Annotated in this window: 27 protein-coding genes; 12 read left to right on the forward strand and 15 right to left on the reverse strand. The window is 55.5% G+C overall.

Annotated elements, in window-relative coordinates:
- Nucleotides 1-122: 122 nt before the first annotated feature.
- Nucleotides 123-1,427, reverse strand: a complete 1,305-nt coding sequence (locus C7476_RS13440; protein ID WP_114430404.1) for an MFS transporter — start codon at nt 1,425-1,427, stop codon at nt 123-125.
- 118 nt (nt 1,428-1,545) lie between these two features.
- Between C7476_RS13440 and C7476_RS13445 the strand changes: the two genes are divergently transcribed.
- Nucleotides 1,546-2,133, forward strand: coding sequence for a TetR/AcrR family transcriptional regulator (locus tag C7476_RS13445; protein WP_114430405.1), 588 nt, complete (start codon nt 1,546-1,548; stop codon nt 2,131-2,133).
- A gap of 1 nt (nt 2,134) precedes the next feature.
- On the opposite strand, the gene uvrB is transcribed toward C7476_RS13445, so the two are convergent.
- The 4 genes from uvrB to C7476_RS13465 all read right to left on the reverse strand — a co-directional run bounded on the left by uvrB (nt 2,135) and on the right by C7476_RS13465 (nt 7,655).
- Nucleotides 2,135-4,948: an excinuclease ABC subunit UvrB gene (gene uvrB, locus C7476_RS13450; RefSeq protein WP_114430406.1), complete on the reverse strand. Its 2,814-nt coding sequence runs from the start codon at nt 4,946-4,948 to the stop codon at nt 2,135-2,137.
- A 103-nt stretch (nt 4,949-5,051) separates the two neighbouring features.
- Nucleotides 5,052-5,963, reverse strand: coding sequence for an HNH endonuclease (locus tag C7476_RS13455; RefSeq protein ID WP_114430407.1), 912 nt, complete (start codon nt 5,961-5,963; stop codon nt 5,052-5,054).
- A 119-nt stretch (nt 5,964-6,082) separates the two neighbouring features.
- Nucleotides 6,083-6,340: a SemiSWEET family sugar transporter gene (locus C7476_RS13460; RefSeq protein ID WP_112530698.1), complete on the reverse strand. Its 258-nt coding sequence runs from the start codon at nt 6,338-6,340 to the stop codon at nt 6,083-6,085.
- 118 nt (nt 6,341-6,458) lie between these two features.
- Entirely contained in the window at nt 6,459-7,655 is a 1,197-nt protein-coding gene (locus C7476_RS13465) for a mandelate racemase/muconate lactonizing enzyme family protein (protein ID WP_114430408.1), read from the reverse strand.
- Nucleotides 7,656-7,871: 216 nt separating this feature from the next.
- On the opposite strand from C7476_RS13465, the gene C7476_RS13470 reads away from it, so the two are divergent.
- Nucleotides 7,872-8,210: an acyl-CoA thioesterase gene (locus tag C7476_RS13470; RefSeq protein ID WP_112530761.1), complete on the forward strand. Its 339-nt coding sequence runs from the start codon at nt 7,872-7,874 to the stop codon at nt 8,208-8,210.
- On the opposite strand, the gene C7476_RS13475 is transcribed toward C7476_RS13470, so the two are convergent.
- Nucleotides 8,207-8,623, reverse strand: coding sequence for a VOC family protein (locus C7476_RS13475; RefSeq protein WP_114430409.1), 417 nt, complete (start codon nt 8,621-8,623; stop codon nt 8,207-8,209). The two genes, C7476_RS13470 and C7476_RS13475, sit on opposite strands and share 4 nt — an antisense overlap.
- 281 nt (nt 8,624-8,904) lie before the next feature.
- Here C7476_RS13475 and C7476_RS13480 point away from each other — a divergent pair, with 281 nt between their 5' ends.
- Nucleotides 8,905-10,089, forward strand: a complete 1,185-nt coding sequence (locus C7476_RS13480; RefSeq protein WP_245426315.1) for a low temperature requirement protein A — start codon at nt 8,905-8,907, stop codon at nt 10,087-10,089.
- Nucleotides 10,090-10,091: 2 nt separating this feature from the next.
- Here the strand turns inward: C7476_RS13480 and C7476_RS13485 are convergent, their stop codons facing one another.
- Nucleotides 10,092-11,081, reverse strand: coding sequence for an extensin-like domain-containing protein (locus tag C7476_RS13485; protein WP_114430411.1), 990 nt, complete (start codon nt 11,079-11,081; stop codon nt 10,092-10,094).
- Nucleotides 11,082-11,274: 193 nt separating this feature from the next.
- On the opposite strand from C7476_RS13485, the gene C7476_RS13490 reads away from it, so the two are divergent.
- Entirely contained in the window at nt 11,275-11,625 is a 351-nt protein-coding gene (locus C7476_RS13490; RefSeq protein WP_114430412.1) for a DMT family protein, read from the forward strand.
- Between the two features lie 279 nt (nt 11,626-11,904).
- Here the strand turns inward: C7476_RS13490 and C7476_RS29380 are convergent, their stop codons facing one another.
- The 3 genes from C7476_RS29380 to C7476_RS13500 all read right to left on the reverse strand — a co-directional run bounded on the left by C7476_RS29380 (nt 11,905) and on the right by C7476_RS13500 (nt 13,431).
- Entirely contained in the window at nt 11,905-12,060 is a 156-nt protein-coding gene (locus C7476_RS29380) for a hypothetical protein (RefSeq protein ID WP_425373979.1), read from the reverse strand.
- A 5-nt stretch (nt 12,061-12,065) separates the two neighbouring features.
- On the reverse strand, nt 12,066-12,215 hold the full coding sequence (locus C7476_RS29385) for a hypothetical protein (protein WP_425373980.1): 150 nt from the start codon (nt 12,213-12,215) through the stop codon (nt 12,066-12,068).
- Nucleotides 12,216-12,294: 79 nt separating this feature from the next.
- Nucleotides 12,295-13,431: a PQQ-dependent sugar dehydrogenase gene (locus C7476_RS13500; protein WP_114430413.1), complete on the reverse strand. Its 1,137-nt coding sequence runs from the start codon at nt 13,429-13,431 to the stop codon at nt 12,295-12,297.
- 290 nt (nt 13,432-13,721) lie between these two features.
- On the opposite strand from C7476_RS13500, the gene greA reads away from it, so the two are divergent.
- From greA to C7476_RS13515, 3 genes are read left to right on the forward strand one after another with little or no spacing between them, the layout of a single operon-like run.
- Nucleotides 13,722-14,195: a transcription elongation factor GreA gene (greA, locus tag C7476_RS13505; RefSeq protein WP_112530705.1), complete on the forward strand. Its 474-nt coding sequence runs from the start codon at nt 13,722-13,724 to the stop codon at nt 14,193-14,195.
- Nucleotides 14,196-14,238: 43 nt separating this feature from the next.
- Nucleotides 14,239-15,534, forward strand: coding sequence for a glycosyltransferase family 4 protein (locus C7476_RS13510; protein ID WP_425373981.1), 1,296 nt, complete (start codon nt 14,239-14,241; stop codon nt 15,532-15,534).
- Nucleotides 15,531-16,259 (forward strand): glycosyltransferase family 25 protein, encoded by a 729-nt coding sequence (locus C7476_RS13515; protein ID WP_114430414.1) that lies wholly within the window; start codon nt 15,531-15,533, stop codon nt 16,257-16,259. The genes C7476_RS13510 and C7476_RS13515 overlap by 4 nt, the downstream gene beginning before the upstream one ends.
- On the opposite strand, the gene C7476_RS13520 is transcribed toward C7476_RS13515, so the two are convergent.
- Nucleotides 16,256-16,726 (reverse strand): Lrp/AsnC family transcriptional regulator, encoded by a 471-nt coding sequence (locus tag C7476_RS13520; protein WP_114430473.1) that lies wholly within the window; start codon nt 16,724-16,726, stop codon nt 16,256-16,258. The two genes, C7476_RS13515 and C7476_RS13520, sit on opposite strands and share 4 nt — an antisense overlap.
- A 260-nt stretch (nt 16,727-16,986) precedes the next feature.
- Here C7476_RS13520 and trxB point away from each other — a divergent pair, with 260 nt between their 5' ends.
- From trxB to C7476_RS13540, 4 genes are all read left to right on the forward strand, one after another.
- On the forward strand, nt 16,987-17,961 hold the full coding sequence (trxB, locus tag C7476_RS13525) for a thioredoxin-disulfide reductase (RefSeq protein WP_114430415.1): 975 nt from the start codon (nt 16,987-16,989) through the stop codon (nt 17,959-17,961).
- A 60-nt stretch (nt 17,962-18,021) separates the two neighbouring features.
- Nucleotides 18,022-18,918 (forward strand): LysR family transcriptional regulator, encoded by an 897-nt coding sequence (locus tag C7476_RS13530; protein ID WP_112530710.1) that lies wholly within the window; start codon nt 18,022-18,024, stop codon nt 18,916-18,918.
- A gap of 413 nt (nt 18,919-19,331) precedes the next feature.
- Nucleotides 19,332-19,586: an AbrB/MazE/SpoVT family DNA-binding domain-containing protein gene (locus C7476_RS13535; RefSeq protein ID WP_114430416.1), complete on the forward strand. Its 255-nt coding sequence runs from the start codon at nt 19,332-19,334 to the stop codon at nt 19,584-19,586.
- Nucleotides 19,580-19,900 (forward strand): type II toxin-antitoxin system PemK/MazF family toxin, encoded by a 321-nt coding sequence (locus tag C7476_RS13540; protein WP_114430417.1) that lies wholly within the window; start codon nt 19,580-19,582, stop codon nt 19,898-19,900. The genes C7476_RS13535 and C7476_RS13540 overlap by 7 nt, the downstream gene beginning before the upstream one ends.
- Before the next feature lie 102 nt (nt 19,901-20,002).
- Here C7476_RS13540 and C7476_RS29390 read toward each other — a convergent pair whose 3' ends face one another.
- The 3 genes from C7476_RS29390 to C7476_RS13555 form a co-directional block, all read right to left on the reverse strand.
- Nucleotides 20,003-20,365: a type II toxin-antitoxin system RelE/ParE family toxin gene (locus tag C7476_RS29390; RefSeq protein ID WP_114430418.1), complete on the reverse strand. Its 363-nt coding sequence runs from the start codon at nt 20,363-20,365 to the stop codon at nt 20,003-20,005.
- Nucleotides 20,362-20,625 (reverse strand): type II toxin-antitoxin system ParD family antitoxin, encoded by a 264-nt coding sequence (locus C7476_RS13550; protein WP_114430419.1) that lies wholly within the window; start codon nt 20,623-20,625, stop codon nt 20,362-20,364. The genes C7476_RS29390 and C7476_RS13550 overlap by 4 nt, the downstream gene beginning before the upstream one ends.
- A gap of 96 nt (nt 20,626-20,721) precedes the next feature.
- Entirely contained in the window at nt 20,722-21,924 is a 1,203-nt protein-coding gene (locus C7476_RS13555) for a pyridoxal phosphate-dependent aminotransferase (RefSeq protein WP_114430420.1), read from the reverse strand.
- 258 nt (nt 21,925-22,182) lie between these two features.
- On the opposite strand from C7476_RS13555, the gene C7476_RS13560 reads away from it, so the two are divergent.
- Nucleotides 22,183-22,797 carry a glutathione S-transferase family protein gene (locus C7476_RS13560; protein ID WP_114430421.1) on the forward strand — a complete coding sequence of 205 codons (615 nt, stop codon included), beginning with the start codon at nt 22,183-22,185 and terminating at the stop codon, nt 22,795-22,797.
- Between the two features lie 219 nt (nt 22,798-23,016).
- Here the strand turns inward: C7476_RS13560 and C7476_RS13565 are convergent, their stop codons facing one another.
- A complete protein-coding gene (locus C7476_RS13565; protein WP_106718517.1) occupies nt 23,017-23,229 on the reverse strand; it encodes a cold-shock protein in 213 nt (70 codons plus the stop codon).
- Nucleotides 23,230-23,546 lie beyond the last annotated feature (317 nt).

Genomic DNA, 23,546 nt, shown 5'->3' on the forward strand with positions numbered 1-23,546 from the left:
TCTCTCCAGCGTTCAAGTGATTCTGCGCGCGATATAATGCGCAAAATCACTTAGCATTGTTTGCCATGCCGCGTGGAGGATATGCGCTCGGTCGTTGGAAAACTCACAGGTGAATTGATCAGCTATTCGGCTGGCACCGGCTCTGGCATCATGTTTGTCTTGCTATGTTTACTCAGCGTCAGCACCAGCAGCGCTGCAATAAGGCAGAGAATCCCCGCAACGAAAAATGCAGGCATATAAGTTTGGTATTCGGTACGGGCAAAGCCGCCACCATAGGCTGCCGAGGCTGCACCCAACTGGTGTCCGGCAAAAACCCAGCCAAATATCAATCCAGCCTTTTCACGTCCGAAACGATCGGTTGCCAATTTGACAGTCGGGGGCACTGTGGCAATCCAGTCGAGACCATAGAACATGGCAAACAGGGACAGGCCGTAAAACGAAAAATTGGAGTAGGGCAAATACAGTAGTGAGAGGCCGCGCAGTCCATAGTACCAAAAAAGCAGCCAACGGTTGTCTACACGGTCCGAGAGCCAGCCTGAACCAATAGTGCCGAAGAAATCAAAGAATCCCATCATGGCCAAGACGCTGGCAGCCACTACGGGGACCATGCCGAAATCTCCGCACATGGCGACGAAGTGCGTGCCTACAAGGCCGTTGGTACTCGCACCGCAAACGAAAAACGTGGCGAAAAGCACCCAGAACGTGCTCGAGCGCGACGCTTCCTTCAGAGCGAGCAGTGGCATGGTGATGAGAGACATTAGCCCGCCGATAATGGGCGGAACGGGTGTGATCTCCTTGTCTCCATAGGCAGGCAGACCGATATCTGCAGGCCTGTCGCGCATTAGGAAGAAGACTGCCGTGACAGCAACTAACAATAGAGCACAAATCAGCATGATTGCCGTGCGCCAGCCGTAGTTTTCACTGAGAGAAGCCATGAGCGGCATGAATGCCAACTGACCCGTAGCCGAGCTTGCGGTGAGCATTCCCAAAGCCAAGCCACGGCGCTCGGTAAACCAGCGGGCGGCGACGGTGGCGCCCAGAACCATGGCGGTCAATCCGGTACCGAAGCCAACGACCACGCCCCACAAGAGAATGAGTTGCCAGATTTCCGTCATGGCCAAGGAGGCGAACAGGCCGGCTGTGATCAGCACCAGCGCCACGCAGACCACTTTCCTGACACCAAAATAATTCATGAAGGCCGCTGCAAACGGCCCCATGAAGCCAAACAACAAGAGCCTGATCGAAAATGCAGTGGCTATTTGCTCGGTTTCCCACCCGAACTCTTTCTCCAGCGGAACGATCAGTACACCAGGCGCTCCAACGGCTGCGGCAGTGACGAGCATCGTAAGAAACGTTACGGCTATGACGACCCAGCTATAATGAATATTGCGACGGGCAAGCGAAGCGGCAAGCGAGGAGGAGATCATGGATTATCTTTCGGAGAAGTGGGAATCCGCGCTAGTTAGATGACAGTCATCATCATTGTTGACTATTGATGATGACAATCATATAAATTGTCAATAGTCTTTTTCGGGGATACTGCACATGCGTGTCAGCAGAGATCAGGCAGCGGAAAACCGCGCCCGCATCATTGAAGTTGCCAGCCAGCAATTTCGTCAAAAAGGTTTTGACGGGATTGGGGTTGCCGATGTGATGAAGAATGCTGGCCTGACCCATGGCGGCTTCTATGGTCATTTTGCATCGAAAGATGATCTTATTGCTCAATCCTGCGATGCTGCAATGAAGCGGTCGGCGGAAAAATGGTCTGCAATTGCGCAGGAGGAACCTGAGGTTGCGCTCGCCGCGATCACGTCGTCCTATTTAGCCAAGAATCACAAGGGTGACTTGGCGAACAGTTGTACCATGGCGTTGCTGGCGCCGGATATTGCCCGGCAAGGAGGAGCAGTCCAGACCCGATTTACCGAGGGTACCAAAAGGCTGCTGGAAATATTGTCGGATTTGGTTCCTGGCCGATCAAAAGCCAAAAAACGCCAGAAGGCCTTGGCCACGATGGCCGGTCTCATTGGTGCGGTTGTCTTGTCGCGAGCCGTGGACGACCCGGAATTTGCCGACGAGATTCTCGACGCGGGCCAAGCTTTCTTTGGCTCCGGCAAACCTGCGGACGAAATTTGAACTATCGTCCCGGACGTCCCGTCTTACCCGGACGCCGTTTTTTACGATCGCCAGCGTCTTCATATGAACCGGCACCTGTTCGCTCGCGGCGAACAATCTTCTGGTCATTGCGGTTCGTACCGGTAAAGGCAGGCTTTTCAGGAACATTGCCGATCACCGGCTTTTCCGTACGCCCGACGGTCATCTCATCGAGCGAATTCTTGCGGAAGACGCCGGGTCCGAGGGGACGGGTCGTGTCTCCGCCCATTTCGTCGAGGTGAGGTTTGCGGAACAACGCCGAATTCTTGTCGTCCTCATCGGTAACAACACGGTGCATTGCGCGCCCGGCATTATGTCTGCCCTTGGTGCGGCCAGTGACCGGACTTTCCATCTCGACTTCCCTTGCCATTGGATCGTCCGAAATTGCCAGTTCCATCTCGCGCAGACGCTTTATCTCGTCGCGCAGGCGAGCAGCGACTTCGAAGTCGAGATCATCGGCGGCATCGCGCATCTGCTTCATCAGATGTTCGAGATGAGCCTTCAAGTTATTACCCATCATCGCGCCGGAGTCGGTGAAGTCGGAAATATCGGCGCGAACGTGGTCACGTTCGTAGACACTGTTGAGGATATCGCCGATGTTCTTCTTGATGCTGGCCGGCGTGATGCCGTGCTCGGTGTTATAAGCTTCCTGCTTCTCGCGGCGGCGATTTGTTTCCGCCATCGCCCGTTCCATCGAACCGGTGACTTGATCGGCATAGAGAATGACCTTGCCGTCAATGTTACGCGCGGCACGCCCAATCGTCTGGATCAGCGAGGTTTCCGAGCGCAAAAAGCCTTCCTTGTCCGCGTCGAGAATGGCGACAAAGCCACATTCTGGAATGTCGAGGCCCTCGCGAAGCAAGTTGATGCCAACGAGCACGTCAAATGCTCCAAGACGCAAGTCGCGCAAAATCTCGATACGCTCCAGCGTGTCGATGTCGGAGTGCATGTAGCGGACGCGGATGCCTTGTTCGTGCAGATATTCTGTCAGATCTTCGGCCATGCGCTTGGTGAGGACCGTTACGAGCGTGCGGTATCCCTTCGCTGACGTTTCACGAATTTCCCCAAGTACATCGTCAACTTGGGATTTGGCAGGACGGACCTCGACTGGCGGATCGATAAGGCCGGTGGGGCGAATGACCTGCTCAGCGAAGACGCCCCCGGATTCTTCCATCTCCCATTTGCTGGGTGTCGCGGAAACCGCAATGGTCTGTGGGCGCATGGCGTCCCATTCCTCAAACCGCAACGGGCGATTGTCCATGCAGGAGGGCAGGCGGAAGCCATACTCGGCCAGAGTCGCCTTGCGCCGAAAATCGCCTTTGTACATCGCGCCGATCTGCGGGACCGTTACATGGCTCTCATCGATGAAAACCAAGGCGTTGTCAGGAATATACTCGAACAGCGTCGGCGGTGGCTCGCCAGGCTTGCGGCCGGTCAGGTAGCGCGAATAGTTTTCAATGCCCGCGCAAGAGCCGGTTGCCTCCAACATTTCCACGTCGAAAGTGCAACGCTGTTCAAGCCGCTGCGCTTCCAGCAGGCGACCGGCGGCCTTCAACTCCACAAGACGATGCTTGAGTTCTTCCTTGATGGATTTTATCGCCTGATTGAGCGTCGGGCGCGGCGTCACATAGTGCGAGTTCGCGTAAATCTTGACCGAACGCAGATCGCCGGTCTTCTGGCCCGTCAGCGGATCAAACTCGGTAATTGCCTCGATCTCATCGCCGAACATGGAAATGCGCCAGGCGCGGTCTTCCAAGTGAGCAGGGAAAAGTTCGATCGTATCGCCGCGCACACGGAATGAGCCTCGAGTAAAATCCATGTCGCGCCGTTTGTACTGCTGCGCTACCAGATCGGCGAGCAGCGCCCGTTGGTCAAGACGGTCGCCGATCTTCATTTCGAAGGTCATGGCGGTATAAGTTTCGACCGAGCCGATACCATAGATGCACGACACCGAGGCGACGATGATCACATCGTCACGTTCGAGCAGTGAGCGGGTGGCGGAGTGGCGCATCCGGTCGATCTGTTCGTTGACCGATGATTCCTTCTCGATATAGGTGTCGGAACGCGGCACATAGGCTTCCGGCTGGTAATAGTCGTAATAGGAAACGAAATACTCGACTGCGTTGTTCGGGAAGAACGATTTGAACTCACCGTAAAGCTGAGCCGCCAATGTCTTGTTGGGGGCCAGGATCAAAGCAGGACGTTGTGTTTCCTCAATAACTTTCGCCATGGTGAAGGTCTTACCCGAACCAGTGACACCGAGCAAAACTTGGGTCTGGTCGTGGTCTTTGATTCCGGAAACCAAGTCCTTGATAGCTGTCGGCTGGTCACCGGACGGGACAAATTCTGTTTCCATCCGAATGGCGATGCCACCTTCGGATTTATCCGGGCGCGCTGGCCGGTGCGGTTGCCACGCAGTTCCATTCTTGAAAAGCGGATTGCCGCTTTCAATCAGAGCAGATAGCGCCGCGACGGTAGCCGTTGCGCCTCCGGGCATGATGCTGCCCGCGTCCTCTAGGTTAATATCCAGTCCGGCCACGGGGTTGAGGCCCGCAGCAGCGCGCGTCTTGGGATCGGTCGATCCACCAATCGAGGTCCCACGAGACGTACGCGACGCACTGGACTCTTTGCTTGCCGGCTTCTTTGCCTTGACTGCCTTCGGCGGAGCTTTCTTGGTCTCGTCGGTGATCTGCTTTGCCCAATCACTGACGGAACCGGAAAGCGGAGTGCCTTCCAGCTCAGGTTGGGACGCTTCGCCGAAACCGTCGGCGTTATATCTGTCAGGAGATTTAACCATAGGTTGAATATGGTGAGAGTCCGGCAAAATGGAAAGACCCGAGTAACGAAAACTGGATTTTCCAGACTTCTCCTGACAGCAGGCTGTCATGAGCAATGCAGATTTATGGTAGGAATATATGTTCGCGATGGTAGCGCAGAAATTCCGGATGGGGGAAATGGCAGCTATTCTTTGGAAGCGTTATCTTCCCTGATTCGTTGAGAAGACCGTCAATCTTGGGTTCGTGATAGCGAGACGATTTCAGGATCTGATACTCTGAACCGATGGCGATCAGACCGTTGTCGAACATCCAATGGATCGATTGAAGCAATGGTATCCCATTGTTGAGAGAGTCGGGACCGCCATCTTCTACGGGTTTGATATGAGCGCCTTCCATTTCAAAGCTTCCATCGGGGGCCTGCAACGATATGCCGGTCATTGCACATTTCATGTTGTAGGCTCTCACCACGAGTTGACTGAAAACCCGATCCCGGAACGCTCTGGATGTCAGTATGCGGTCGCGCTCGACGGATTCCGGCGGGTCTTCAGCAAAACCGTATGGCGGCGTCACTACCAGCAGCTGCTCTTCTGCGATCCAGTTCTTACTGAACCCAAGCCTTTCGATTTTGGTATATTCTTCGTTGGAGAGTGCGCGAACTTGCTGCTGTATGATGTGTGAATTCATCCGGCCATCGGACTGGACCATGTTCCTCTCGAAGTAGAGCCTGTTCTGGTGCAGATCAATAATGCTGAATGGCACCGTCTCTTCAAGTTCCAGATATTGTTCGAGCAACGCTTCGGAATATCCGGGGCTTCCCGCCAATGGATGTATCGAAGCGACGCGCGCGGTCGCGAAATAGCCTGTCGACCCAATGACCTTCGTACCTGCACGCGGCGCAGGCTGGTAGTATATGATCCAGTCGTCCAGTGCGTCGCGAACAATGTTCAAATACTTGTCGCGGAAACGGTAGCGGCTGTCATAGCCTCCGGGAGCAGCTTCTTTGTCTGTCAGCTTGATTTGAAATATTGCGTGCATTCAGCCGGGATTTGCCTGTTGAAACGGTGGTCTGTTCAACATGGCGATATCGTGCGGTAAGCGAAACGCACTCGAAATTGTATTTTTATTGTTTCAGCTCAATCTGAAATGGCAGTCTCTCAGCCGTAGCGGAGCTTAAGGCCGAGAATTGTGAGAATAAGCAGGAGGGTTATCCCATTTGCTGCCATGACCGGCCAGGAACTGATCATCATTCCGTAAAACAGCCAGAGAAGAACGCCGAGGGCGAGAGAAACGTTGGTGACGAGGGAAATGCTGTCCGTCTGGCGGTGCCGGACAATCTTGATGATCTGGGGGATCCAGCACAGTGTTGTGATCGCGGCAGCGAGGCTACCAACAAGCTCGATGTAGATTGGCACGGGTAAAACTTTCAGAGGAATGGATCTAGATTATAATTGGCGATATTCGCTTGAGAAATATAGCGGAATCATGTTCCGACGCGATCGCTTCACACAAATATTCGTGCCGCAGTCCCGATTATACGATCAATGGATCGCGGCCCATGTTGAGATGCAGTTCGTGGCCATCATAGGCATGGGCTGCCGCCACCTTTTCGTCCAGCTCCACGCCGAGACCCGGTTCCGACGACGGAATGATATATCCGTCTTCCCATTGAATCGGTTTCTTCAGAATATCGGCGTGGAAGCCGCCGAAAGCCTGGATACACTCGAGAATAAGAAAGTTCGGGCTGCAGGTTGATATCTGAATGTTGGCGGCACCGACGATCGGGCCGCAATAGAGGTGCGGGGCAATCTGGGCGTGGAAGGTTTCTGCCATCCCGGCAATTTTCTTTGCTTCCAATATGCCGCCGACGCGGCCAAGATTCATCTGCAGGATATTTGCAGCCTGGTTCACCAGCAGGCGCTGAAACTCATACTTCGTCGTCAGGCGCTCACCGGAAGCAATCGGGATGGACGTATGCTGTTGTACATAGCCCATATTCTCCGGCATATCAGGTGGTACTGGCTCTTCCAGCCATAGGGGATCATACGGTTCCAGACGTTTTGCCAGCCGGACAGCGCTGGTTGGGGTCATCTGACCATGCGTTCCGAATAAAAGATCCGCCTTGGAACCGACGGCTTCACGGACCAGCCGCGCGAACTTCTCGCCAAGATCAAGCTGTTCCAGCGACAGTTGACGCGGATCGAACGACGTATAAGGCGCGACTGGATCGAACTTTACCGCCGTATAGCCTTGCGCGACGTATTCTGCCGCCCGCTCGGCAGAGGCTTCGGCGTCCCAGTAAATGGCCGACGTCTCGCCCAATTCCGGCTTGGGATAGATGTAGGTGTAGCTGCGCAGCCGTTCATGCACCTTGCCACCGAGCAATTCATACACCGGCTTGTCGGCTTCCTTGCCGATGATATCCCAGCAGGCCATTTCAAGCGCCGACACCGCGCCCATGATCGTCACATCGGGCCGCTGGGTAAAGCCGCCGGAATAGGCGCGGCGAAAGAACCGCTCGATATGATGCGGATCCTCGCCGATGAGCCAGCGCTCGGCTACGTCTTCGACGACCTTTCGCATGACTTGCGGGCTGATGGTCGAATTGTAAGCCTCGCCATAGCCGACTACACCTGAATCGGTGGTGAGTTTGACGAAGAGAAACCATGTCCCACCGAAAGAAGGCGGCGGATTGCCAACCACGAAGGTTTTGACATCTGTGATTTTCATGATCCCTCCGGACGCTCACTATCGATCAGACTAGGCCACACTCCACGTCATGCCGAAACCACGCAGCGACCCGCACTGTCGGGTTTCCGACAGTTCTTGCGGTGGCCCCTTTCCAAATCTGCCGCTGCAAAGCATCATGCGCACAAACCACGATGGAGGCAGCAGTTGAGCGAACAAACCAAACCTATCGGCGAATTGACGCTGCGTACACTGGCGATGCCGGCCGATGCGAACGCAGCAGGCGACATTTTCGGCGGCTGGGTCATGGCACAGATGGATTTGTCCTGCGGTATCAGGGCTGCAGAGCGGGCAAGGGGGAGGGTGGTGACCGCCGCGGTCAAGGAAATGGCCTTCGCAAAACCGGTCAAGATCGGTGACACTTTGTGCGTCTATACTCATATCGACCGGGTCGGACGCACTTCGATTACGTTGAAGGTCGAGGCTTGGGCGCAACGCTACCTCTCGGATTTGATGGAACGCGTTACGCACGCCGATTTCGTGATGGTTGCCCTCGACAAGGAGGGTAACCCGACGCCGGTGCCGGGCGAACGCTAGCCGCCGATCATGTATTTGTCCCAGAAACCGGCTTCTGATTCGATCTGTTCGACCACGTCGATCCACAGGCCGGAGGGATCATGAAACCCGAAACGGCGTTGCCCGAAAGGCTCGTCCGTCAACGGATATTCGATTTTCAGACCGGTAACGTTCATCTTTTCAAACGTTGCTCTGGCATCCTCTACCTGCAATTCAAAGCACATGCCCGTACCGCCGAAGCTCTCGGAACCGGGCGGTGCGGAGGGATGATCAGGGGTCATGAACGCGATGGATGCGGACTGGTCTTCCGCCAAAAGCAAGCAAAACCAGGCACTATCGAAAGCACTGACGAAGCCGAGGTGCCGGATCCAGAAATCGCGGCAGGCTTCCTTTCGTGGCGTGACAATAATTGGATACCGGTCGATGAAAGCCATTTTTCTTCATCCTGTAATTTTGCGGGTCACCGCATTAAACAGGGTCAGAAAAGACATTGGCAAGGGCCGTTTGTCAGGAGTCTGAATAGGAATAAGTTCTCAGCTGAGAACTTATTGAATCGATTTTTCCAGCAGTTCAGGTCGTCCTTGGATGGTATATTCATTGGGGTGCGGTTAAGTGTCGATTGAGTTCCTGCGCCGCTTCGGGAGAAAAGCATTTCATTTTTGGCAAAAAGCATTCCATTTTGAGCAAAAAGCGTATGAAAAATTGGGGCAAAAACGTGGCTTTTTTCGGAGCAATTCAAGACTACTCCCGCAAGCGCGGCGATGCGAAAAGCGCGAAAGTCGACTTCGTCGAACTCTTTTTCGATCTCGTATTCGTCTTCGCCATCACACAGATATCGCACTTGCTCCTGCAAGATCTCAGCCTCAAGGGGCTTGTCGAAAGCGCGCTGCTCCTTTTGGCAGTCTGGTGGGTCTGGGTCTATACGATGTGGTGCACCAATTGGCTCGATCCGGCAACTTCGCCGGTGCGCACAATGTTGTTCGTACTGATGCTGGTCGGGCTTGTACTTTCGACGTCGATCCCCACTGCATTCGGGGCCCGCGGATTGGTGTTCGCCTGCGCTTTCGTCTTCATGCAGCTCGGCCGTTCGGTTTTCATGGTTTGGGTGCTCCGGCATCACAATCAGGCCAATTACCGCAATTACCTGCGGATCACGATCTGGCTCGCCGTGTCGGGCTCATTCTGGATTGCAGGTGGTTTCGCCGAACCGGAATACCGGCTTGTCTTTTGGGCAATAGCTCTGGGAATAGAAGTGGCGGGACCAGCCCTTGGTTTCTGGACGTTCGGCCTTGGGGCCTCTTCGACAGGAGAGTGGGATGTCGATGGTGAGTACATGGCGGAGCGGGCCGCGCTGTTTGTCATTATCGCACTTGGAGAGTCGATCCTCGTTTCGGGCGCGACTTTCGCCGATCAGGAATGGAATTTCATCTCCTTTTCGGCATTTCTGACGACGTTCGTTGCATCTGTTGCCATGTGGCTGGTCTATTTCAACGTCGGGCAATCGGCCGGCCACCACAAGATTGCGGCGACAGACGATCCCGGCAGGATCGCTCGCATGGCCTATACCTATGTTCACATTCTGCTTGTAGCAGGCATCATCGTCGTTGCCGTATCTGATGAGCTTATCCTTGCGCATCCGACGGGTCATTCGGACGCCGCGACGATCTGGACGTCAATTGGTGGTACGGCGCTTTATCTCGCCGGGAATCTGCTGTTCAAGTTCTATATCGCGGGAAGACCGCCACTTTCTCATATGATTGGGTTGGGATTGTGCGCGATACTTGCTTTCTTTGCCGCCGGCCTTTCGCCATTGGTGCTCGGCTCCCTCACAACCGGCATTCTGATCATCGTCACGATCTGGGAGTATTTTGGCCAGGTGGAGGCCGACAACCCTGTCTAGTACTAGCGGCAGGCGCGGCGTCCGCTCCGGCGTTGCATCAGATCGAAATGGAAATGCGTGCGATGGAACCGGTCGTAGCCGGGGCCAAGAACCGTCGAGAAATAATCGCAGGCATCGGAGCGTACCGTGTTCAGCAGCCCGCGCTGGCGGAATGAGAACCAGCCGGGCTTTTGCACCTGGATATCCTTGCCATTGTTGAGCGTGATTTTCGAGATGTCGAGCGCGTTACCCTTGGAATGTTCCGACATGCTACGCCCGCGCTGGCTGCTCATGGTGCGGCAGGAATAGCTCGATGCCTGATGAATCGTGTTGATACCGGAAAGATAACGCAGGCGTGTCGACGGTGCGAGATCGCCTTTGACCCAACGTGCGAAAGCAAGGGTCATCTGGCAATTCAGCGTGGCACTCGGCTTCAGTCTGATGCGTCCACTGGCAAATCCACTGACGGTCAGCGGGTGGTCGATCTTGCAGACGCCTCCGTCATTGATGGGTTCCCGTTCCTGGAACACAACACCAAGCTGTTTAAGCTGGGTACGACAGGCAATGTCACTACCCGACATGGCAAATGCACTTTGTCCGCGCGCGATAGGATCTCTGATCCCGCCCGCATAACCGTAGCTTTCGGCATCGTCGGAGGCCGGCTCGGATTCCGGCAGTGAGTAGGGTTTCGGCTCTGCGACTTGCGGGGCGTCCGGTACGATGATTCTGTCCGGTTGCTGTTCGGCGTCCGGCACGGAAAGGACTTCTGGCTGCTGTGTGGCGAATTCGTCCGTCTGCGGGGTGGATTGCTGCTGGGGTTCCTCGGCGGTGACCTGCGTGCTTTCTTCTCTTGCAAGCGATTGGCTGGCAACTGACGTGTCCCCGCTGCCAACATCCGCCATGGGTCGCCGCACATCGTCCATGCCGCAACTGCTCAGCGCTGTCGACGTGAAAAGGACAAGCATGATCGAAAGGTGCCTAAAACGCACGGCGGACGACAACGCAATACTCATGTCACCACATCCCCTTTGCCCCGTTACGCAGGCGGATGCAGCTAAAAATAGAGGTAAATTGTAAAGGAAAGGTCAGCGTCGCTCTTAAGGCCTGCGTCGAAAATGTGACCGGGACCCGGTTGATCCCGGCTTGATTTTGCTGCAATCACCGCGGCAACCGTTCTTCCTTCTCGTTCCCTCCCGGAATTCACTCATGACATTTCTATTTTCACCCTACGTTATGCCGATTTTGCTGCTTGCGGCGTCGAATGTATTCATGACTTTTGCCTGGTACGGCCATTTGAAATATCCGATGGCGCCGCTCACGCTGGTGGTCTTCATCAGCTGGGGTATTGCGCTTATGGAATATTGGCTGGCCATTCCCGCCAACCGCATCGGTCACACCGTCTATACGACAGCTGAGCTGAAAACGATGCAGGAAGTCATCACGCTGGTCGTGTTCAGCCTGTTTTCAGTGTTTTACCTGAAGGAATCCTTCACCTGGCAGCACGTAGCCGGCTTTGTGTTGATAGCCGGCGGCGCAACGCTGATCTTCAAGGCCTGACCCTGGACCGGCTCCGCAAAGCGGGTATCAGTTCGACGGCGATCATTGCGAAGAAGATAAGGGCGCAGCCCGCGACGCCCTGAAGCGACATGCGCTCGCCCAACAATATCGCGCCGAAACGCGCCGCAAAAAGTGGCGCAGGCTACGATCAGCAAATCTCCGGCCGTCAGCCCTTGGAGATGCCCTCCGGACAACAGATAAATACCGGCAAGCGCCGTCAAAGCGCAGGGCCAGACAACCGGATGAGGCCAACGGCATCAATGACCACGTAGAGGCCGGTCAGAAAGCCGCATTGGTGAGGGAAGTCGTCTGCATGCCGACCTGCTGCAGCGCAGCCCCGGAAAACAGCAGGACACCGATGAAAAAGAAACCGTAATAGTCAGCGCGCGTCAATTTCCCCGGCGCAGCCTTCGCTTCGCGAACGGCGAGCGGCATGATGGTCAGGGCGGCGAGGAAAAACGCAGGGTGACAAACATGAACGGTCCGACGCTGCCCATCGCGCTGGACTGGGCGACAAAGCCGAGGCCCCAGTTCGCTCCGGCAACAGCAGCAAAATATTGGCGCGTCCATGCGTCATGAGAGCCCCGCACGATTTCTGCGGTTACTCCAAGCACCGCATCGATCGCTCTCTAGCGATTGCAGTTCGTGGCGGCAAGTGTGCTGCAAACGTTATGCGCGTGTCAGCCGTATGATTTTCCCGTCGCCTTCATCGGTGAGAAGGTAGATCGAACCATCAGACGCTACGCGCACATCACGGATGCGTCCAAATTCACGCTTCAGCATCCGTTCTTCACCCTTGATGGCGCCTTTTTCGTCGCGGTCCAGGCGCACCAGCATCTGGGACTTCAGTGCGCCGGCCAGAAGGTCGCCTTTCCACTCGGGGAACATCGCTCCTTCATATACGGCGAGCCCAGAAGGCGCGATCGAAGGGTCCCAATAGTAGAGCGGTTGCTCATAACCCTTCGCATGCGTGCCCTTGCCGATTTTCGCACCGGAATAGTCCACACCATAAGTTATTACCGGCCAGCCATAGTTTTTGCCGGCCTCAGGCCGATTGACTTCATCGCCGCCTTTGGCGCCATGTTCGACTGTCAACAATGAACCGGTGACGGGATCCCAGACCAACCCTTGCGGATTGCGGTGGCCCTTGGACCAGATTTGCGGCAGGCCTTCCTTGCCGTCGGCGAATGGATTATCCGCCGGGATGGTGCCATCCGCATTGATGCGGAGTATGGAGCCGGCCTCGTCCCTGAAATCTTGCGAGCGCTTCATCGTGCCCTGATCGCCGATCGTAACGAAAAGCTTGCCATCGGGTGCAGCAAGAATACGCGAGCCGAAATGCGCCGATCCCTTGGTGCTTTGCTTTACCGAGAGCAGAACCGAGACATTTTCGAGTTCAGCCCCGTCGCCATTGCGAACGAGACGCGCGCGAGCCATGACGGTGCCAGTACCGTTCTGGCGTGGCTCGGTGTAGCTGAAATAGATGTTTCCACTTTTGGCAAAGTCCGGCGCAAGCGCGACATCAAGCAGACCACCTTCACCCTTGACGACGACCTTGGGAACATTGGCAACGGGCTTCGATACTTTACCGTCCTTGACGATGCGTATCGTACCGCCGCGTTCAGTCACCAGGAGTGCGCCATCGGGCAGGAAGGCGAGGCCCCACGGATGATCAAGGCCATCAGCAATGGTCTCGGCAGAGAGCGTCACCGTTTCAGTCTTGAAATCCTTGGCGAAAGCGGTCAGGGGCATTGATATCAAGACTGCAAACAGACCCGCTGAAGCGATTTTCGATCCTTGTTTCATTGACGGCGATCCTCTTCGTCGTTCGATAGATGATGTCATTTTGTGCACAATTCGCCCATCCGGTCGTCTCACAGTGATGTGAATTCTCACCCAGCCAACGCTGATTTGCCTGCGCAAATCCCCGACATGCGACATTTTCCACTTTCTACGTGAATTCGCCGGAATCGGTGCTATATTAAGGGCTGAACGACTGAACGGTTCCGGAGTCTTGAGCTTCGGCGACCGTTTTCTTTTTGTGTCGAGGGGCATCGATCGATCGCCGTTCGACATTGACTACGAAAGGAGAGGGCATGGAAAAGGTCCCGATGACTCAGGCTGGATTCGACAAGCTCAAGGAGGAGCTGCGCTGGCGCCAGCAGGAAGAACGTCCACGCATTATTGCGGCAATCTCGGAAGCGCGCGCCCATGGCGACCTTTCGGAAAACGCCGAATATCACGCCGCCAAGGAAGCCCAGAGCCACAATGAAGGCCGGGTCGGCGAGCTCGAGGATTATACGGCACGCGCCGAAATCATCGATATTTCCAAGCTGTCAGGCGACAAGATCAAATTTGGCGCCACGATCCAGCTGATCGATGAGGATACCGAAGAGAAAAAGGTGTATCAGATCGTCGGCGATCAGGAAGCTGATCCCAAGGCTGGCCGTATCTCCATTTCCTCGCCCATCGCACGCGCGCTGATCGGCAAGAGCGAAGGCGAGACGATCGAAGTCAACGCACCCGGTGGTGCCCGGTCTTACGAAATCATCGGCTTCAGGTTCCTCTAGAGCCTCGTGCGGCAATATTGATGCGTTCTGCCGGAGGGAATTCGTGGACAAGGTCGAGGGGTTTGGCGAGGCAGATGCCTTTCCATCGGACAAAGCCGAAGCCCGATGGATTTGGCCCGAATTCACCCGGCCCTTCGGGTTTCCGGCTGGCGGACACCCACTTTGTCAGGCGGCCTCGGACGATGGAAATGCATCGACCTCGCCACCTTCCGCGTGGATGGTCTCGCCATCCAGAAACAGAACTGCGCCAATATTATTGCAAGAGGCTCTAGACTTCGTGCAGGAGCCCCTAAGCAGCGTCGAAGTGATCGCTCCGAATTTCAAGCGAAAGCTTTCCGGAGTCACTTCGACGATCATTCAGCTCATCCCGCTACAGCGGGCCAATGGCCTGAACATTGTCACCATGGGCCCTGGATTGCCCGCGGAGCTGCCGAGCATTGGCTGGGCATCGCTCCCCGGGCTCTGGTTCAAGCCGAGGACCAGGCCATTTCGTATCTGGCACGCGCGCCGCAACAATGAAATGATTGCCGGTATTCTCATGCGCCATGTGTTGCGCATGAAATTGCGGCTGTTGTTCACTTCGGCTGCGCAACGCGACCATCAGCCTTTCACCAAATGGCTGATCCGGCGAATGAACGGAGTGATCGCCACGAGCGGCAAGTCCGGAAGTTTCCTGAAGGTGCCGCATACCGTTATCATGCACGGTGTCGATACCGAACTGTTTCATCCACCGCAGGATGATCAGGACAGGTTTGCCGCCTCGGGCCTCCCGGGGGAATTTCTGGTCGGTTGTTCGGGACGAATCCGGCCTTCGAAGGGTACGGATCTCTTCGTCGATGCGATGATCAATCTGCTGCCAAAACATCCGGGATGGACGGCGGTCATGACAGGCCGCACGACCGCGGAATACAAGGGCTTTGAACAGGCACTCCGCAACAAGATTGCGAAAGCCGGGCTTGGCGATCGTATCGTGTTTTTGGGAGAGGTGCCCGATGTGCGCCTCTGGTATCGCAGGATGACCCTCTACGTTGCGCCCTCGCGCAATGAGGGCTTTGGCCTGACGCCGCTTGAGGCGATGGCCTCACAGACCGCGGTGGTTGCGAGCGATGCCGGGGCCTATGCCGAGATGATCGAACCGGAGACCGGAACGGTGGTTGCCGCGGGTGATGGGGCAGCGCTTGAAAAGGCGATTGCGCCTTACCTCGCCGATCCGGCGATGTGTGAAGAGGCGGGGAAGCTGGCACTTGCCCATGTCCGCAAGAACTTCCCACTGCAGAAGGAGGCCGGCCGTATTGGCGAAGTCTACGAGCAGCTTTTCGCCGCCGGATCGCGGCCGTGACTGTTACTGCTTTCATCATCCATCTTGAGCGCGCGACAAAGCGCGGTGAACACGTTCGCGGACTGGTTGAGCGCTTGCCGGTGAAGGCGGAGATCGTCGATGCGGTGGACGCGCTCGAAATGGGCGAGGGTGATATTGCCGCCGTCTATGCCCGCTCGCTGCACAGTCCGTACTACCCGTTCGAGCTGCGGAAATCCGAGGTCGCCTGTTTTCTGTCGCATCGCAAAGCCTGGGCTGCAATTGTCGATCGCAAGCTCGATGCAGGTCTCATCATCGAGGACGATGTCGAGGTGGATGCCGGTTTCGCGGCGCAGTTGCAACTGGCGATCGATACGCTGCAGCCGGCCGACTACATCCGCTTCCCGCGCTGGCCGAGGGGTGAGGCCGGGGCTGAAATCGCGCGCGACGGCGCCAACAGCATCATGGAACCGGAACTGCCGGGGTTGGGGATGCAGATGCAACTCGTTGGACGCGACGCGGCGATTGCGCTGCTTGCTGCAACGGAACGATTTGACCGTCCGGTGGATACGACGATCCAGATGCGCTGGCTGCATCCCGTCCGCGTCTTGTCAGCGCGGCCAATCACCATACGCGAGATCGATTTCGATCTCGGTGGATCGGTCGTTCAGGGCAAGAACAAGACTTTTGCTGGCAGGCTGAAGCGGGAAATCCTGCGCCCCTGGTATCGCGTGACGCTTTACCTTTGCAATAAAGTCCGGCGCTAAAGTACCATCAATGGTTCGTTCTTCACCGAACGGATGGTGAGGGATGTTCGAACGGAATCGACGTTGGGCGTCGAGGTCAATTCTTCGATGACGAAATTCTGGAACGTGCTGAGATCGCTCGCGACGCAATGCAGCAGGAAGTCCGACTCGCCGGAAACCATCCAGGCGCGGCGCACCAGTGTCCAATGCTTGGTTTTTTCGGCGAAGTTCTTCAGATCGGCATCAGACTGGCGGTGCAGGCGGATCATGCAGAATGCAACGATATCCTGGCCGAGGATCGCGCCGTTCAGGATCGCGCGATAGCCCTGGATGATGCCGGCTTCTTCGAGCTTGCGAACGCGGCGCAGGCAGGGCGGTGCCGATATGCCGACGCGCTCCGCCAGTTCCACATTGGTGATGCGGCCATTGTCCTGCAATTGTTTCAGGATTTTCCAGTCGATCGCGTCGAGATCCGCCTTCAAAGGCATATTCCATCCTGTCCCAAGAGAATTGCGGTCACCATAGGCGATTCCCCATGCTGTGTAATCACATCCCGCGATGGTTGCAAACAGGTTCCACAAATCTCCTAGAAACGCCGCTCTTCCGCCACAAGCTGTGGCTAACCCGTCTATGTTGAGCGAAGACCTTGCAACAAAGGGTGCTGAACCACTACTTTATAGTCATTGAAAGAGCATGGTGGTCGTGCCATCTCTTGTATGTCGAACACATATTACTTCAAGGTCTAGTCATGTCACAGCGCCATGTGCCCGTTCTTATCATCGGTTCCGGTCCAGCGGGTTATACCGCGGCGATCTATGCGGCTCGTGCAAACCTGAAGCCCGTCATCATCGCCGGCCTGCAGCAGGGTGGCCAGCTGATGATCACGACCGACGTGGAAAATTATCCGGGCTATGCGGATACGGTGCAAGGCCCGTGGATGATGGAGCAGATGCGCATCCAGGCCGAGCATGTCGGCACCGAGATTATCCACGATATCATCACGGAAGTTGACCTTTCCGTGCGGCCGTTCCGCCTCGTCGGCGATGGCGGCACGCAATACACATGCGATGCGCTGATCATTGCGACGGGTGCACAGGCGAAGTGGCTGGGCATTCCAACAGAACAAACCTTCATGGGATTCGGCGTTTCTGCCTGTGCCACCTGCGATGGTTTCTTCTACCGCAACAAGGACGTTGTGGTCGTTGGCGGTGGCAATACCGCAGTCGAGGAAGCGCTTTATCTCGCAAACCTTGCCAAATCGGTCACGATCGTGCATCGCCGCGATCATTTCCGCGCGGAAAAAATTCTGCAGGACCGCCTGTTCGCCAAAGAAAATGTCAAAATCATCTGGGATAACGTCGTCGACGAAATTACGGGAACAGTAGCCAAGGCGCCGATGCCTGCGTCGGTATCTGGCATACGCCTGAAGAATGTGAAAACGGGTGAGACCACGGAAGTGGCAACACATGGCGTTTTCGTCGCCATTGGTCATGCTCCGGCGGTTGAGCTTTTCAAGGGGCAACTCAAACATAAGCCGAATGGCTATCTCTGGACCGCAGCCGATTCTACCGCAACGGATGTACCGGGCGTCTTCGCAGCCGGTGACGTTACGGATGACATCTATCGTCAGGCGGTCACCGCTGCGGGCATGGGCTGCATGGCAGCTCTTGAGGCCGAGCGTTGGCTGGCTGCGCAGGAACCAGTGCGTCAAGCTGCCGAATAGCAGCCGTTAGTATAGAGCCGGTCCCGATGTGCGTGGCCGGAACGGGGGAGAGACTGCGCGATGTCGCTTGATTGGGACAAATTGCGAATATTTCATGCTGCTGCGGAGGCGGGGTCCTTTACCCATGCCGCCGAGACGCTGCATCTGTCGCAATCGGCTATTTCCCGTCAAGTCAGTGCGCTTGAGCAGGATGTCGGTGTTCCGCTATTCCACCGCCATGCTCGTGGCCTTATCTTGACGGAGCAGGGCGAAGTGCTCTACCGCACCGCCCATGAAGTCCTGATGAAGCTGGAGAATGTCCGCTCTCGCCTGACAGAGAGCAAGGACAGGCCATCGGGCAAATTGCGCGTGACGACAACGGTCGGCCTCGGCTCGGGCTGGCTTATCGAGCGCGTGCAGGAGTTCATCGAGCTCTATCCGGAAGTTCAGCTGCAGTTGCTGTTTGACAACGAAGAGCTTGACCTGACGATGCGTCACGCGGATTGTGCTATTCGCCTGCGTCAGCCGCAGCAGCCGGATCTGATCCAGCGGCGGCTCTTTACCGTGCACATGCATGTCTACGCTTCACCGGCCTATATCGCCAAATATGGCAAGATCGAAAGTATCGAGGAAATCGATACCCATCGCATTGTCAGTTTCGGCGAACCCGCGCCGTCCTACCTCACCAATCTCAATTGGCTGGAGGTGATCGGCCGTACCGATGGCAATCTGAGGCCCGCTGTCCTGCAGATCAACAACCTCCTGTCGATCAAGCGCGCCATACAAAAGGGCGTCGGTATTGGCGTACTGCCCGACTATATGGTGGAAAAGGATTCGACGCTGGTCCGGCTCTTGCCGGAGATGGAATTGCCGTCGTTCGACACGTTCTTTTGCTACCCCGAAGGAATCAAAAACGCCGCTAAATTGCACGTGTTTCGAGATTTTCTTTTCTCGAAAGCGCGTACGTGGTCGTACTAGGCAAGCTATTTCGATATTTTTCGAAAAGTTTTTCTTTCCAATCTCGCGCTGCTTTGCAGCATGATTTTGCCCGCCTCGCCGGCATTCCGCGCCTGCAATTCCAACATTTTTCCTAATTTCGCCGGTATGCACCAAGCGCATGGGTGCGATGCACAATTGGATGTTGCGAGACGGCGTCAAAGGGCTCATATCCACGTCACTTGCCGGTGCGTCTCCTCCTCCCATTGCGCGCCCGCAAGTGTTCCCCTCTGGAGGTTTAGCCGGAAACGGCACCTTCAAAACTTAAGGCCGGGCAATTGTCCGGCCTCTTTTCTTTTCAGGGGTGTGTTGATTCAGTTATTCGCTCTCATTTTGGATGACGCCATCACTGAGCGGTGCTATGTTCCAACAAAGTTGTAACAGGAGATCGGCAAATGCGAAGTGCTGTCCGGAAAATGGGGAATTCCTCTGGAGTCATTATTCCCAAACCGTTCCTTATTGAAATAGGCTCGCAGCCGGGCGACGAAGTGGATTTACTTGTTGAAGATGGTCGCATCATTATTACTCCCGTCCGTGGTACGCCGCGTGCTGGCTGGGCCGAAGATGCGAAAAGGATTGCAGAAAACAATGACGACGCATTGGTGTGGCCTGAATTCCCGAATGAAGCCGACAGCGAATTGAAATGGTGAATCGCGGCGATGTGTGGCTAGTCAATCTCGACCCGACAATAGGCAGCGAAATCCAGAAAACCCGCCCTTGCCTTCTGATTTCACCGCCAGAAATGCATGATCATCTGCGCACGGTGATTGCTGCTCCAATGACAACGTGCAGCCGTCCTGCCGGCTTTAGAGTAGCTCTGCGTTTTCAGGGCAAGGACGGCCTAGTGCTTCTCGATCAAATCCGTACAATCGACAAGCAGCGTCTTGTCAAGAAGTTGGGGCAGGTTTCCGGCGCCACGCTCAACAACACCCTCGCGAAACTTAGAGCAGTGTTCGAAGAGTAGAGAAGGGGTGATCAGGTACGGTGGGCATCTCTGCCCGTTTTCTTTCCAGGTATCTAGACTAATCTCTTGGATGAGAGCGGTTTCTAGAGGGCATGAGAGGCTCTAGTCTTCGTTGCGGCGAAGTGCCCGGATCAATCTGCGTCTTGGCTCCATGTGCTCATGAAGCACACCCAGAATAACGACTTCCTTTTCACCTTTGGTCCCTTGCATCTCTTTGAAGTATATCAGGTGAGAGGCGCTGTGCCGTCGCTTGGAAACAAGTTCCAGATGTAAAGATCTGACTCCGTCTCTCAAGTCTTCGCGCGCGGTCGTCGAGGGACGGTGTGGGTCATCGGCGATAATCTTGACGCCATCACTGATGATTTTGGAGTATGTCTGAACCTGTTTGGCACCAAAGAGCTTATTTGTGCTTCTAAGTATCTCGGTTATATGAGTATCGGCCTCTCTCGTCAGACGGTACTTCACTCATCGTCCTCGGAAAGAACGTTCGCGGCAATTTCCTCTACGCTGCGGGCGGAAAAATCCCGGCGGTCCGCTTGTCCTATCCCGACATCGAGCTTACGTCGCAGAATTTCGATTTTCTCCCGCTCGATATCTCTATCTCGTCTCAGTGCCCGAAGGGCGTCACGGACGAGCTCGCTTGCTGACGCGTAGTCACCGCTGTTCAATTCGTCCGAGACAAACTCAGCCATTTCCGGCGTCAGATTTACGTTCATGGTAGGCATGGTGGCCTCCTTTACGCAAAAATCTAGGGCATTGGCAAAAATTGTCAATGCCCCGCCGTGTCAGTTGGCCACCCGATTCGACCCCCATAGAACGTGTCAGCGAAGGTTGGCGCAGAAACGCTGGATCCGTTTTCCCGCTTCTTCAAGATTGGCATCAGAGGTTGCATAGGAGATGCGGAAGTTCGGTCCGAGGCCAAATGCCGATCCATGCACGGCAGCCACGGCTTCCGTTGAAAGCAGTTCGCTGACGAAATCCTCATCGTTCTCAATGACCTTGCCGGATGGCGCCGTCTTGCCGATCGCCGCCGCGCAGGAGGGATAGACATAGAATGCACCTTCAGGCTTGGGACATTCAAGCATCTTCGTCTGGTTGAGCATCGAAACGATGAGATCGCGACGGCCTTCGAATGCCTTTTTGAATACGGGCAAATGGGCCTGTGTTCCCTCGAGGGCTTCTACGGCTGCCCATTGCGAGATTGAGCTTGTGCCGGAAGTCTGCTGGCCCTGCACCATGTCCATGGCCTTGATCAGTTCGATCGGGCCGGCCGCATAGCCGATGCGCCAGCCGGTCATGGCATAGGCTTTCGACACGCCGTTCATGGTCAGCGTGCGGTTATAGAGGTTCGGTTCAACCTGTACTGGCGTCACGAACTTGAAGTCGCCATAGGTCAAATGTTCATACATGTCGTCGGTCAAAACCCATACATGCGGATGACGTACGAGGACATCGGTAAGCTTCTTCATTTCGTCCCAGCTATAGGCTGCGCCGGACGGGTTGGAAGGCGAGTTCATGATGATCCACTTGGTCTTCGGCGTGATGGCGCGCTCCAGATCCTCGGGCTGCAACTTGAACTCGTTGGCCTGAACGGCGGAGACGATGACCGGAGTTCCGCCGCATAGCGAGACCATTTCCGGATAGCTTACCCAATAGGGCGCGACGCAGATCACCTCATCGCCAGGGTTTAGCGTGGAGAGCAATGCGTTGTAGATGACGTGCTTGCCGCCGGTGCTGACGATCGTCTGGTTTGCCTTGTAGTCGAGTTCGTTTTCACGCTTGAACTTGCGGGCAATTGCCTCGCGCAGTTGCGGAATACCGGACACAGGGGTGTACTTGGTCTCGCCGCGCCGGATGGCAGCGATAGCAGCTTCCTTGACATTGTCAGGCGTGTCGAAATCCGGCTCGCCAACGGATAGCGAAATGACGTCGCGGCCCTCGGCTTTCAGATCGCGTGCTTTCTGGGTGATCGCAATGGTTGCGGAAATCTTCACACGGGAAAGGGCGTCTGCGAGGAATGCCATGGTATCGTTCTCCTGAAACGGGTTTGCGGGCCTGCTATGTCGCAATGGCGGCCGAATCGCAAGCAAAAGCATGCTTGCGGGACTTCACATTATGCAGTTTCTGTGCAGGGTGTGGCATCGAACGTTCAATACATCAGCAATGTTTGAAGGATGCTTCAATCAAAATGATTGGACATATCGGCTCGTCGTGGGAATAGTCGCCCGCTAACCAAGCCGTCATTTGTGTGCCCGCACCGACGCTCTCAGGAGACCGCCACCATGCCAGTACTTTATTCACAGCCTGATTCAGGAAATTGCTACAAGCCGCGGCTTTTAATGGCGAAATTGGCGATGCCTTTCGAGCACATTTCGATTTCTTCAACTGATGGTTCAACGCGTAAACCTGAATTCATGGCGAAGAATCCGAACGGCAAGGTGCCGTTGCTTGAGTTGGACGACGGACGGTTTCTCGCAGAATCGAATGCCATCCTGCTTCATCTGGCGGAGGGCAGTCGCTTTGTTCCCGAGGATTCGTACGAGCGCGCATTGATGTATCAATGGCTGTTCTTCGAGCAATATACGCATGAGCCAAATATCGCCGTTCGGCGGGCGCTGCTGGTCTATCCGGAGCGAGCAAAGGATGCGACGCCCGAGCGCCTGGCAGCAACACTGGAGGGCGGCAACAAGGCATTGCTTGTAATGGAAAATCAACTGCAGAAGACGCCTTACTTCACAGGCAGCAACATCAGCGTCGCCGATATCGCACTTTATGCCTATACCCACGAAGCCAATCGCGGTGGATACGACCTCTCCGCCTATCCGTCGGTGGTAAAATGGCTGAGCCGCGTCGCAGGCGACGAGGGCCATGTTCCGATCACATGGCTGCCGGGTTAAGAGCCTGTCTGAAAGTCTACTGCGACGGTCACATAGCGCGATTTTCTGCGCTTCCGGTGCTCACGGACCAAAGTCCGCTGCGCTTCGGTTCTCGAATACCACGCCATCTGACTCGTCGCAGCGACTTTCAATACAGGCTCTAAAACGAAAAAGGCGGGATGAAATCCCGCCTTTTAAATTCATGTGCGTTCAGAAATCAGACGATTCCCGTATTTGTTATCAGCCAGCAACGCTAAGGTTGTCAGCGGACGACTTGCCCGAACGACGGTCCTGTACGATCTCGTAATTGACCTTCTGGCCATCATTGAGACCGCGCAAACCTGCGCGTTCAACAGCGGAGATATGGACGAATACGTCTGCACCGCCAGTATCAGGCTGGATGAAACCGTAGCCCTTGGTGCCGTTGAACCATTTCACTGTTCCCGTAGCCATGGGAAATTCCTTTCAGATATATAAGACAGGCAGCAAGCACATTTGCGGCCCAGGGAATCGAACCTATGCAATGGAGTTCATCAGGAAGCGCAACAGGTTACGCAGGTCGCAAAGTCACTCGACCGATAAAATCGATGCGGATTACATATGACAGAATTTGCCCCAAAACAAGCCGTATTGAAATGGGTTTATCGTCAGGGTTAAGTGCGGCGGGTTGCATAGGCAAATTTTGCCCCTACATTCCTTGTTGAATTTCAGCACAGTATCCGACGTGTTTTCATAGTAGATGCTAATGTGAACTGGCCGAATCGCGGTCG

This window comes from Phyllobacterium bourgognense (assembly GCF_003337575.1).
GTDB lineage: Bacteria > Pseudomonadota > Alphaproteobacteria > Rhizobiales > Rhizobiaceae > Phyllobacterium > Phyllobacterium bourgognense.

What these genes read in the sequence shown, in the direction of transcription:
- C7476_RS13520 (WP_114430473.1), bottom strand. Translation starts at nt 16,726, where the DNA reads ATGCCTTTGAAGGCGGATCTCGACGCGATCGACTGGAAAATCCTGAAA.
- C7476_RS13540 (WP_114430417.1), top strand. Translation starts at nt 19,580, where the DNA reads ATGGTGAATCGCGGCGATGTGTGGCTAGTCAATCTCGACCCGACAATA.
- uvrB (WP_114430406.1), bottom strand. Translation starts at nt 4,948, where the DNA reads ATGGTTAAATCTCCTGACAGATATAACGCCGACGGTTTCGGCGAAGCG.
- C7476_RS13475 (WP_114430409.1), bottom strand. Translation starts at nt 8,623, where the DNA reads ATGGCTTTCATCGACCGGTATCCAATTATTGTCACGCCACGAAAGGAA.
- C7476_RS13470 (WP_112530761.1), top strand. Translation starts at nt 7,872, where the DNA reads ATGCCGGCCGATGCGAACGCAGCAGGCGACATTTTCGGCGGCTGGGTC.
- C7476_RS13560 (WP_114430421.1), top strand. Translation starts at nt 22,183, where the DNA reads ATGCCAGTACTTTATTCACAGCCTGATTCAGGAAATTGCTACAAGCCG.
- C7476_RS13485 (WP_114430411.1), bottom strand. Translation starts at nt 11,081, where the DNA reads ATGAGTATTGCGTTGTCGTCCGCCGTGCGTTTTAGGCACCTTTCGATC.
- C7476_RS13555 (WP_114430420.1), bottom strand. Translation starts at nt 21,924, where the DNA reads ATGGCATTCCTCGCAGACGCCCTTTCCCGTGTGAAGATTTCCGCAACC.
- greA (WP_112530705.1), top strand. Translation starts at nt 13,722, where the DNA reads ATGGAAAAGGTCCCGATGACTCAGGCTGGATTCGACAAGCTCAAGGAG.
- C7476_RS29380 (WP_425373979.1), bottom strand. Translation starts at nt 12,060, where the DNA reads ATGCCGCTCGCCGTTCGCGAAGCGAAGGCTGCGCCGGGGAAATTGACG.
- C7476_RS13455 (WP_114430407.1), bottom strand. Translation starts at nt 5,963, where the DNA reads ATGCACGCAATATTTCAAATCAAGCTGACAGACAAAGAAGCTGCTCCC.
- C7476_RS13535 (WP_114430416.1), top strand. Translation starts at nt 19,332, where the DNA reads ATGCGAAGTGCTGTCCGGAAAATGGGGAATTCCTCTGGAGTCATTATT.
- C7476_RS13530 (WP_112530710.1), top strand. Translation starts at nt 18,022, where the DNA reads ATGTCGCTTGATTGGGACAAATTGCGAATATTTCATGCTGCTGCGGAG.
- C7476_RS13465 (WP_114430408.1), bottom strand. Translation starts at nt 7,655, where the DNA reads ATGAAAATCACAGATGTCAAAACCTTCGTGGTTGGCAATCCGCCGCCT.
- C7476_RS13550 (WP_114430419.1), bottom strand. Translation starts at nt 20,625, where the DNA reads ATGCCTACCATGAACGTAAATCTGACGCCGGAAATGGCTGAGTTTGTC.
- C7476_RS13490 (WP_114430412.1), top strand. Translation starts at nt 11,275, where the DNA reads ATGACATTTCTATTTTCACCCTACGTTATGCCGATTTTGCTGCTTGCG.
- C7476_RS13445 (WP_114430405.1), top strand. Translation starts at nt 1,546, where the DNA reads ATGCGTGTCAGCAGAGATCAGGCAGCGGAAAACCGCGCCCGCATCATT.
- trxB (WP_114430415.1), top strand. Translation starts at nt 16,987, where the DNA reads ATGTCACAGCGCCATGTGCCCGTTCTTATCATCGGTTCCGGTCCAGCG.
- C7476_RS13500 (WP_114430413.1), bottom strand. Translation starts at nt 13,431, where the DNA reads ATGAAACAAGGATCGAAAATCGCTTCAGCGGGTCTGTTTGCAGTCTTG.
- C7476_RS13565 (WP_106718517.1), bottom strand. Translation starts at nt 23,229, where the DNA reads ATGGCTACGGGAACAGTGAAATGGTTCAACGGCACCAAGGGCTACGGT.
- C7476_RS13440 (WP_114430404.1), bottom strand. Translation starts at nt 1,427, where the DNA reads ATGATCTCCTCCTCGCTTGCCGCTTCGCTTGCCCGTCGCAATATTCAT.